Origin of the sequence: Pediococcus stilesii (genome assembly GCF_001437075.1) — a bacterium.
Lineage (GTDB): Bacteria > Bacillota > Bacilli > Lactobacillales > Lactobacillaceae > Pediococcus > Pediococcus stilesii.
Map to the genome: position 1 here is coordinate 1 of NZ_JQBX01000029.1, position 9,455 is coordinate 9,455.

Below are 9,455 nucleotides of genomic sequence, written 5' to 3' on the forward strand. Positions count from 1 at the left end.
AGCACATTTTAATATTCTAATATAATTCATCGAGGTTATACAATTAAAATTATGATAAGAACGCATGATTGCAAAAAAGCTAGGATAATATAGTTCTATCCTAGCTTTAAATCATATTTTCCGTTTAGTCTACTGCCACGCAATTTCGAACTAGATGGTAAATGACAGTTCCAAACTATCCAACAACAATGTTAACAATCTTGTTTGGAATTACAATGACCTTACGAACATCCTTATCTTGAAGCCATTGTTGAATTTTTGAATCTGAAAGTGCAACTTTTTCAAGTGCATCCTTTTCCATATCTTTATCAACGGTAATTTTGCTACGAACCTTACCATTAACTTGCAAAATAACTTGAACCGTATCTTCCACTAGCTTGGATTCATCGTATGTTGGCCAAGTCTCATACGTAATGCTTTCATCGTGGTCCATGAGGCTCCACAATTCCTCAGCAACATGCGGAATAATTGGCGAAAGCATCTTAACTAGACCTTCCATGTAAACTAATGGTAGCGCATCAACTTTGTAAGCCTCATTGACGAAGACCATCATTTGCGAAATTGCGGTGTTAAAGCGCATATTTTCAAAATCTTCAGTAACTTTTTTGACGGTTTGATGGTAGATTCGATCTAATTTACCATCATCAATTGTAGTGATTCGATCGCGAAGATGATTATTGTCATCAATCATTAATCGCCAAACGCGATCAATCCATTTCCGACTTCCGTTTAATCCGTCTTCACTCCACGCAACTGATTCTGTTAGAGGTCCCATGAACATTTCGTAGAGTCGCAACGTGTCTGCTCCATAACGTTCAACAATATCATCCGGATTTACAACGTTTCCTTTTGATTTTGACATCTTTTCATGGTTACTTCCAAGAATCATTCCTTGATTAACAAGTTTCTGGAATGGTTCCTTCGTAGGAACAACACCCAAGTCATATAAGACCTTGTGCCAAAAACGGGCATAAAGTAAATGCAATACGGCATGCTCGGCACCACCAACGTATAAATCAACGGGTAGCCATTCCTTTAAAAGATCCTCATCGGCAATTCTTTCACTGTTCTTAGGATCCACGTAACGTAAGAAATACCATGAGCTTCCGGCCCATTGCGGCATTGTATTGGTCTCTCGTCGTCCTTTACGACCATTTTCGTCGACAACATTTACCCAATCGTCTAGATTAGCTAATGGACTTTCGCCAGTACCAGAAGGACGAATATCTTTTGCGGCTGGTAGCTTTAAAGGTAATTCATCCTCGGGTACGAGAGTCGTTTCACCATCTTCCCAATGAATTACAGGAATTGGTTCACCCCAATAACGTTGACGAGAGAAAATCCAATCACGTAAACGATAATTTACTTTCTTTTCTCCTGCCTGATGCTCTTCTAACCACTGGATCATCGTATCGATGGCCGTTTGCTTATCCATTCCATTTAAGAAATCAGAATTAAAGTGGGCTCCATCACCAGTGTAAGCCTCTTGGCTAAGATCGCCGCCCTCGATAACTGGTACAATATCAATTCCGAATTTTTTAGCAAATTCATAATCACGCTGGTCATGTGCCGGAACCGCCATGATTGCCCCAGTTCCATATGATGCTAGAACATAATCTCCAATCCAGATTGGGACCTTTTTTCCATTAACTGGATTAACTGCATAGCTTCCGGTGAAAACTCCAGTTTTATCTTTGTTCAAATCTGTTCGTTCCAAATCTGATTTCGTTGCAACCGCACTCCGATATTCTTCAACTGCTGCTTTACTTTCGGGCGTAGTTATCTGATCTACCAACTTATGTTCTGGTGAAATAACTAGATAAGTTGCCCCAAACAGCGTGTCTGGACGGGTCGTAAAGACCTCTATTTGTTCGTTCATATCTTCGACGTTGAACAAGACGCTTGCCCCAATTGAACGACCAATCCAATTTTTTTGCATTTCTTTAATGCTATCGGGCCAATCAACTAAGTCCAAATCATCAATAAGACGATCCGCATAAGCGGTGATTTTCAAAATCCATTGCTTCATTGGCTTACGATATACTGGGAAGCCACCACGTTCTGTCTTACCATCGATAACTTCTTCGTTTGCAACAACCGTTCCGCCCATTAAGTCGGGTGCCCAGTTAACCAATGTTTCTTTTTCGTACGCGAGTCCCTTCTTATAAAGTTGTTCGAAAATCCACTGCGTCCACTTGTAATAGGCCGGGTCAGTAGTGTTTACTTCGCGAGACCAATCATAAGAAAAACCAAGTGACCGGATTTGACGCTTAAAGTTTTTAATATTTTGAGCGGTAAATTCACGCGGATTATGGCCTGTCTTCATGGCATATTGTTCTGCTGGCAAACCAAATGCATCCCAGCCCATTGGGTGTAATACCTTATATCCTTGCATCCGTTTCATTCTCGACATAATATCCGTCGCCGTATAACCTTCCGGATGACCCACATGCAATCCTTGACCAGATGGATATGGAAACATATCCAACGCATAATATTTAGGTTTATCTTGATTCTCAACTGTCTTAAAAGTTTCATTCACACGCCAATAATGTTGCCATTTGTGTTCGATTACTTTGTGATTATAAGCCATAATTTCCTCCATTGTTTGTTATTGCCAATAAAAAAAGCCTAAGAATTCTAAATTAAGAATTCTTAGGACGAAAAAATCCGCGGTACCACCTAGATTTGCATAAAGCACACTTGATATCCTTAACGCGGAAAACGTCATTTCCTACTTCATTCAGAAACAATCCGGCAAAAGACGAGTTCATCGTGCTACACTCCGAATTTACACCATCCATTCGGTCTCTTAAAGTGGATCAACAACTACTACTTCTTTTCATCGACAATATTTAATTAGGCTTATCATACCAATATATGGACTTTATTACAACTCAATATGCTAAAATTAAGTTTGAAATTAAAGGAGAAGTTTATGAACAATCGGTCAATCACAAATTTTATACTTAACCTCTTACCTGTTTCTTTGTTTATTATATTAACAGCTTTAGTCAGTTTTAAGTCATCATGGGTTCAATTCTATGACACGAGCATTAGTTCCTATATTCAGTCATTTCGCACACCAACGCTAAATTCAATTGTTAAGATGTACACGAAGATCGGCAATAGTATCCCTTTTATAATCATCAGTTTAATTGTCGTTGGAATTTTTTATTTATTTAAAAAATATCGGGTGTCCCTTTTCCTATTAACCACTATTTTTTTGGGCACAAGCGCTAATTTTTTAGTTAAACAACTTATCCGACGGGATCGTCCAGAATTTCGTTTAATTAACATTGGTGGGTACAGCTTTCCTAGTGGGCATTCTGTAGCCGCGATGGTCCTATTTGGAAGCTTGATTGTATTAACCTTCCGTTATATACAAAAAAGATCGTTGCGAATTTTTCTGACGACTTTACTTATCATATTAATGTTGCTACTGGCACTTTCTAGGGTCTACTTAAATGTCCACTATCCTACCGACATAACGGCGGGATTGTTGCTCGGGTTAATTGTGCTTCAGATTACCAGTCATGTATTTTTCAAAGAAGGAGTTCAACAAAATGTTAAATAATGCAATGCAATTTAGTCACCGGCTACTGTCTGAGACGGTTCAATCTGGCGACACTGTAATCGATGCAACCATGGGAAATGGACATGATACACTTTTTCTTGCAGAACTTGTTGGCACCCAGGGAATGGTTTACAGTTTTGATATTCAGCCATTGGCCTTAGAAAAAACGCACGCCTTACTGGATCAAAGTCATAAAAAATTTCCACAAGTCAATCTAATTGAAGCCAGTCACGACCAAATATCCAAATTTGTTACATCCCCCATAATGGGTGCGATTTTTAACCTGGGCTATTTACCAGGTGGCGATAAAACGATTATTACAAAATCAACTTCGACGATTTCGGCAATTCAACAGTGTCTCAATCTTATCGAAATTGGGGGACGCGTTGTTTTAGTCTGCTACTATGGACACCCTGGTGGTCGAGAAGAATTAACTCGGCTTTTGGAGTTCGTCTCAAAGTTAGACCAGAAAGAGTTTTCTTGTCTACGGTATGAATTTATTAATCAAATAAATAATCCCCCGATTCTTTTATGCATTGAACGAAAAAAATAATGAATTTAGAAGTTATGATATTTATCACTTAACTTCTAAATTCATTTTTTTAAATCTGTTTATTTTTATGATCAAAAGCATTAATAACTATTGCGATAACAATTAATATGAAGCAACCAACATAAATATTGTGCAAAGCAGAATACAAAATATTTCTAAGCGTCGGGAGAAGATCCACTGGTAGATGCTTAGCCGTTTGTGGATTGATAACTTTATTCATCATATCCATATTGATTCTCGGATTTTTATCGACGCCTGCGTTCATTGTACTATTCATGACGATTCCAAAAACTGACATCATGATTGTTTGCCCCAAAGTCTTAGCTAGGGTGTTAAACGATGTTGCAACTCCAATTCGGTCATCCGTCACCAACTGTTGGGAAATGACCAATGTTGAAGTGATCGTAATTCCGAATCCTGTTCCAAGAACCGCCGCAATTAAAAAGAACGCTACGAACGGCGTCGACTTGGGAACAATCGCCATCATGAAACTTCCAACTGCTAAAATTGACAAACTGACTGTCAAAATTTGTTTTGGTTTTAATTTGAGCATCATTTTACCAGCTAAAAATGAACCAAAAATCCACATAATTGAACTTGGTGTTACTGCAAATCCAGCCAGTGAAGCTGGCAAACCAAGAATCCCTTGTGTCCAACTTGGTAAATAAACTTCAAACCCAATTAACAATCCAGAAACTAACATAGTTGCAATGTTTTGGATAACAAAAGTTTGATCGTTAAAAAGATCTAAGAAAATAATTGGATCTTCTGCACGTCTTTCTTGCATAATAAATAATATTCCGGCAACCAAGAAAATTACGAATGAAAGAATTAGCATTATCATTGAAAATGACGCTTCGCCCATTAATTGGAAGCCATACATCAACCCTAATAGTGCGACCATAAGCCAAAAACTGCCTAAATAATCAATTTTTTTGTTATGAACGCTAACTTCTTCTTTTAAGAAGAACTGGATTAATAAAATAGTTATAATTCCGATTGGAACATTTATGAAAAAAATCCAATGCCAACTCAAATTATCAACGATAAATCCTCCTAACAGAGGAGCAATAATCGAAGCAATTCCCCAGGCAGATCCGTTTAATCCCATGACCTTCGCACGTTTTTCAATTGGATAAATATCCGCAATGATTGTATTGGAAACAGGCATAATTGACCCGGCCCCAATTCCTTGTAACGCACGCCATAAAATCAAAAATGTCATTGAATGTGCCATACCACTGAGAATTGATCCGATTAAAAAAATAATAATTCCAAAAATGAAAATCTTTTTTCGCCCAAAAATATCCGACAATTTACCATAAATTGGTGTAAAAATCGCATTGGTGAGTAAAAAAATTGAAATTACCCAGTTCATTAAATTAACACCATGCAGGTCACCAACAATTGTCGGCATGGCCGTCGAAACGATCGTTCCCTCAATTGCCGACATAAATGTTGCAACAAAAATTGCAATTGTAACAATTACTACGTTAGTTCCTTTTCTTTCCATACATACCCCACAGCCAATAGAATAGCCGTGTTAAAGTTTAAATTTAACCTTAACACAGCTATTAATTAAATTATTTTACTTAAAAAAATCTTGTAACTCTTGTACTTTATCTGTCTTCTCCCATGGAAGATCGACATCCGTCCGACCAAAATGACCATATGCTGCTGTTTGCTTGTATATTGGACGTTTCAAATCCAACATTTCAATAATACCAGCTGGACGTAAATCAAAAATCTGACGAATTGCTTGTGTTAGCTTTTCTTCAGAAACATTCCCTGTCCCAAATGTATCTACCATAACTGAAACGGGCTCTGCAACACCAATTGCATATGCAATTTGGACTTCCGCCTTTTTGGCTAATCCAGCTGCAACAATATTCTTTGCAATATAACGTGCGGCATAACTGGCAGAACGATCAACTTTAGTTGCGTCCTTTCCAGAAAAGGCCCCACCACCATGTCTGGCGGCTCCACCATACGTATCAACAATTATCTTTCGCCCTGTTAGCCCCGCGTCTCCTTGTGGACCACCAATCACGAAACGTCCCGTTGGATTGATATAAAAATGGGTCTGTTCATCTAATAATTCACTTGGAATTACCTTCTTAATTACTTGATCAATAACATCTTTACGAATTTGTTCCAATGTTACGTCTGGATCATGTTGCGTACTCAACACGACTGTATCGACACGCAATGGACGATCGTTATCATCATATTCAACCGTCACTTCAGCTTTTGCATCTGGACGTAAATAACCGATGATTTGTTCTTTACGTAGCTTAGCAATTCTTTGCATTAAATGATGGCTTAACATTATCGGAAGTGGCATTAACTCTTTGGTTTCGTTCGTAGCATATCCGAACATTAAACCTTGATCACCAGCACCAATTTTATCAAGTCGATCTTCTTTGCCTTCACGCGTCTCTAAAGAGTCATCAACTCCCTGTGCAATGTCTGGTGACTGTTCATCAATAGCCACAATTACAGCACAATTTTCACCATCGAAGCCATACTCCCCACCAACGTAACCAATATCCTTAATCGTTTTACGAACGACCTTTTGAATATCAATGTAGGCAGTAGTCGATATTTCACCAACGACAACAACTAACCCAGTCGTAACAGTTGTTTCACAGGCGACCCGAGCATCAGGATCGCTTTTTAGTAATTCATCCAAAATTGCGTCACTAATTTGATCGGCGATTTTATCTGGATGTCCTTCAGATACTGATTCTGAAGTGAATAAATGTCTTTCTGACATATAAATTCCCCCTAAATTAATTTCGGTTACAAGGATCTTTTGGATAACTAATCCTATCGGGAACACTAGTAACTTAATTAGTTTAGCATACCGAAGCTTTCTTTTAAAGTTAGGTTGACGGCCTCCTATCTTTTGTATACGATTAAAAAGAAGATACATAAGGAGTTCTATATGAATAAAATAAATTTACCAAAAATAAATTATCATGTTGACCGAAAAAGCTATTTACCCGCAATTATTGCGTTAATTCTTTCTCTTGTTCCGTGGTATTTTAGTAGCCATTTTAGTTCGGATTTATTTAGTAAACATTTTACAATTCAGATTCTATTTTTTTTAGCAAATTTCATGATCAACTTTTTAACAATGGATCGGCTAACAAATAAAACAAATATCAGATTAATGGCTCCACTTGCTTTGATTCCACTTTTAATTTTTGCCATTTTGCTTTTAAGTAACGATCGATATATTTCATTGATTGGTATTTTGACTTTCGTGCCGTACATATCAACCTTCCTACCCTTTAATGGAAAAAATGGAGTGGGCCTAATTAGTTTTTCAATTAGTTTGGGTACATTAGTTCCGATTACGTACTTTTATATTAGAAATGACTTTGTTAGCAGTGTATTTTTAAAAATCTGTTTATTACTAACCTTAACTTTTATTTCTATTTTATTCTCAATTTTTATTAATCATTCTAATAAATTTATTATCTTAGGCATCGTTTTAAATATTTTAGTATTGATTTTAAGTGCTTTTATTTTGAAAAGTTGGAATTCTTTGGTCTTTCCAATCTTAGGACTGATTGGCTGGCTGATTCCTCGATTTAAATTACCTAGCAATTTAAATCTATTTATCTTAGCAATTTTAACCTGCGTATTAATGATTTTTACCGCTTCAAATTAAACTTTCAATGAACCATCTCATTAACATATTCTATTAAAGCCCTACTGAAATTATTATTTTTAGTAGGGCTTTTACCTGAAATAAAATCTTATATAAGCAACGTGAAAGTTTGGAACCCTAGCAGTAGTCCCACCTTAGCAGATAAAATTAGGCAATAAAAAAAACCTTCAACCACTTGATTGAAGGTTTTTTAGTTATTCTGTTTGAGTCTGGACGGTCCTAACGAGACTCGAACTCGTGATCTCCTGCGTGACAGGCAGGCGTCCTAAACCAACTAGACCATAGGACCATAATTGCGGGAGCAGGATTTGAACCTACGACCTTCGGGTTATGAGCCCGACGAGCTACCAGACTGCTCCATCCCGCGATAATATTAAATGACACTGTCATCATCATGATGACCCGTACGGGATTCGAACCCATGTTACTGCCGTGAAAGGGCAGTGTCTTAACCACTTGACCAACGGGTCATGTCTATAAATTAGAATAAGCTAACGGAGAAGGAGGGATTCGAACCCTCGCGCCGCTTGCGCGACCTACACCCTTAGCAGGGGCGCCTCTTCAGCCACTTGAGTACTTCTCCAAATGGGCCTAAATGGACTCGAACCATCGACCTCACGCTTATCAGGCGTGCGCTCTAAACCAGCTGAGCTATAGGCCCATTAACTAACAAAAGCGGGTGACGAGAATCGGACTCGCGACAACAGCTTGGAAGGCTGTGGTTTTACCACTAAACTACACCCGCATAAAAAATATTAAAATGTCAATGGCGCGGGACAGAATCGAACTGCCGACACATGGAGCTTCAATCCATTGCTCTACCGACTGAGCTACCGAGCCATTACGGTCCTAACGAGACTCGAACTCGTGATCTCCTGCGTGACAGGCAGGCGTCCTAAACCAACTAGACCATAGGACCATAATTGCGGGAGCAGGATTTGAACCTACGACCTTCGGGTTATGAGCCCGACGAGCTACCAGACTGCTCCATCCCGCGATAATGAAAAGGAGGATGAGAGATTCGAACTCTCGCGTGGTTTGACCCACCTGACGGTTTTCAAGACCGTTCCCTTCAGCCAGACTTGGGTAATCCTCCATCATAAATATACGTTTTACTGCCCAGACTCTAACGCTAAAGCTAGATGGACCTTGTAGGACTCGAACCTACGACCGAACGGTTATGAGCCGTTTGCTCTAACCAACTGAGCTAAAGGTCCAAGTTCGTATATAAACCCTATCGCGGCGGAGGGGATCGAACCCCCGACCTCCCGGGTATGAACCGGACGCTCTAGCCAGCTGAGCTACACCGCGATCTATCAAATAAATGTGAAACACATTTAATCGGGAAGACAGGATTCGAACCTGCGACCCCCTGGTCCCAAACCAGGTGCTCTACCAAGCTGAGCTACTTCCCGTAAAACAATGCACCCAGTAGGAGTCGAACCTACAACCTTCTGATTCGTAGTCAGACACTCTATCCAGTTGCGCTATGGGTGCATAATAAGTGCCGAGGACCGGGATCGAACCGGTACGGTCATCACTGACCGCAGGATTTTAAGTCCTGTGCGTCTGCCAATTCCGCCACCCCGGCATTGTTGCTTAGTAGTAATGGCGTACTACTAAGCGGAAGACGGGATTCGAACCCG

At 39.2% G+C, this 9,455-nt stretch carries 6 protein-coding genes, 15 tRNA genes, 1 riboswitch and 1 other annotated feature; of the genes, 3 read left to right on the forward strand and 18 right to left on the reverse strand.

Annotated elements, in window-relative coordinates:
- Nucleotides 1-175 precede the first annotated feature (175 nt).
- Complete coding sequence (gene leuS / locus IV81_RS08745; RefSeq protein WP_057804308.1) at nucleotides 176-2,593, reverse strand: leucine--tRNA ligase; 2,418 nt, start codon at nucleotides 2,591-2,593, stop codon at nucleotides 176-178.
- Between the two features lie 60 nt (nucleotides 2,594-2,653).
- Nucleotides 2,654-2,855, reverse strand: a binding site (T-box leader).
- A gap of 83 nt (nucleotides 2,856-2,938) precedes the next feature.
- Here leuS and IV81_RS08750 point away from each other — a divergent pair.
- Nucleotides 2,939-3,577: a phosphatase PAP2 family protein gene (locus tag IV81_RS08750; RefSeq protein ID WP_057804310.1), complete on the forward strand. Its 639-nt coding sequence runs from the start codon at nucleotides 2,939-2,941 to the stop codon at nucleotides 3,575-3,577.
- A complete protein-coding gene (gene mnmM, locus IV81_RS08755) occupies nucleotides 3,567-4,130 on the forward strand; it encodes a tRNA 5-(aminomethyl)-2-thiouridylate-methyltransferase MnmM (protein WP_057804312.1) in 564 nt (187 codons plus the stop codon). Before IV81_RS08750 ends, mnmM begins: the two co-directional genes overlap by 11 nt.
- 49 nt (nucleotides 4,131-4,179) lie before the next feature.
- Here the strand turns inward: mnmM and IV81_RS08760 are convergent, their stop codons facing one another.
- On the reverse strand, nucleotides 4,180-5,643 hold the full coding sequence (locus IV81_RS08760; protein WP_057804315.1) for an MDR family MFS transporter: 1,464 nt from the start codon (nucleotides 5,641-5,643) through the stop codon (nucleotides 4,180-4,182).
- Between the two features lie 75 nt (nucleotides 5,644-5,718).
- Nucleotides 5,719-6,906: a methionine adenosyltransferase gene (gene metK / locus IV81_RS08765; protein WP_057804317.1), complete on the reverse strand. Its 1,188-nt coding sequence runs from the start codon at nucleotides 6,904-6,906 to the stop codon at nucleotides 5,719-5,721.
- Nucleotides 6,904-6,983, reverse strand: a riboswitch (SMK box riboswitch). Its footprint overlaps the gene before it by 3 nt.
- A gap of 94 nt (nucleotides 6,984-7,077) precedes the next feature.
- Between metK and IV81_RS08770 the strand changes: the two genes are divergently transcribed.
- On the forward strand, nucleotides 7,078-7,809 hold the full coding sequence (locus tag IV81_RS08770) for a hypothetical protein (RefSeq protein ID WP_057804318.1): 732 nt from the start codon (nucleotides 7,078-7,080) through the stop codon (nucleotides 7,807-7,809).
- Nucleotides 7,810-8,023: 214 nt separating this feature from the next.
- Here the strand turns inward: IV81_RS08770 and IV81_RS08775 are convergent.
- The 15 genes from IV81_RS08775 to IV81_RS08845 form a co-directional block, all read right to left on the reverse strand.
- Nucleotides 8,024-8,098: transfer RNA gene (locus tag IV81_RS08775), tRNA-Asp, on the reverse strand.
- 4 nt (nucleotides 8,099-8,102) lie between these two features.
- Nucleotides 8,103-8,176: transfer RNA gene (locus tag IV81_RS08780), tRNA-Met, on the reverse strand.
- Nucleotides 8,177-8,207: 31 nt separating this feature from the next.
- Nucleotides 8,208-8,279 (reverse strand) — tRNA-Glu (locus IV81_RS08785).
- Nucleotides 8,280-8,304: 25 nt separating this feature from the next.
- A tRNA-Ser gene (locus IV81_RS08790) sits at nucleotides 8,305-8,392 on the reverse strand.
- A 3-nt stretch (nucleotides 8,393-8,395) separates the two neighbouring features.
- Nucleotides 8,396-8,470, reverse strand: a tRNA-Ile gene (locus IV81_RS08795).
- Nucleotides 8,471-8,483: 13 nt separating this feature from the next.
- Nucleotides 8,484-8,554: transfer RNA gene (locus tag IV81_RS08800), tRNA-Gly, on the reverse strand.
- A gap of 22 nt (nucleotides 8,555-8,576) precedes the next feature.
- Nucleotides 8,577-8,649, reverse strand: a tRNA-Phe gene (locus tag IV81_RS08805).
- Nucleotides 8,650-8,653: 4 nt separating this feature from the next.
- Nucleotides 8,654-8,728 (reverse strand) — tRNA-Asp (locus IV81_RS08810).
- A gap of 4 nt (nucleotides 8,729-8,732) precedes the next feature.
- Nucleotides 8,733-8,806: transfer RNA gene (locus tag IV81_RS08815), tRNA-Met, on the reverse strand.
- A 9-nt stretch (nucleotides 8,807-8,815) separates the two neighbouring features.
- Nucleotides 8,816-8,905: transfer RNA gene (locus IV81_RS08820), tRNA-Ser, on the reverse strand.
- 47 nt (nucleotides 8,906-8,952) lie between these two features.
- Nucleotides 8,953-9,026, reverse strand: a tRNA-Ile gene (locus IV81_RS08825).
- Nucleotides 9,027-9,046: 20 nt separating this feature from the next.
- Nucleotides 9,047-9,120, reverse strand: a tRNA-Met gene (locus tag IV81_RS08830).
- Between the two features lie 30 nt (nucleotides 9,121-9,150).
- Nucleotides 9,151-9,224: transfer RNA gene (locus IV81_RS08835), tRNA-Pro, on the reverse strand.
- Between the two features lie 8 nt (nucleotides 9,225-9,232).
- A tRNA-Arg gene (locus IV81_RS08840) sits at nucleotides 9,233-9,306 on the reverse strand.
- Between the two features lie 8 nt (nucleotides 9,307-9,314).
- Nucleotides 9,315-9,400 (reverse strand) — tRNA-Leu (locus IV81_RS08845).
- Nucleotides 9,401-9,455 lie beyond the last annotated feature (55 nt).

Bases quoted from the DNA above. Each gene is read 5' to 3' on its own strand.
- leuS (WP_057804308.1), bottom strand. From the start codon at position 2,593: ATGGCTTATAATCACAAAGTAATCGAACACAAATGGCAACATTATTGG.
- IV81_RS08750 (WP_057804310.1), top strand. From the start codon at position 2,939: ATGAACAATCGGTCAATCACAAATTTTATACTTAACCTCTTACCTGTT.
- mnmM (WP_057804312.1), top strand. From the start codon at position 3,567: ATGTTAAATAATGCAATGCAATTTAGTCACCGGCTACTGTCTGAGACG.
- IV81_RS08760 (WP_057804315.1), bottom strand. From the start codon at position 5,643: ATGGAAAGAAAAGGAACTAACGTAGTAATTGTTACAATTGCAATTTTT.
- metK (WP_057804317.1), bottom strand. From the start codon at position 6,906: ATGTCAGAAAGACATTTATTCACTTCAGAATCAGTATCTGAAGGACAT.
- IV81_RS08770 (WP_057804318.1), top strand. From the start codon at position 7,078: ATGAATAAAATAAATTTACCAAAAATAAATTATCATGTTGACCGAAAA.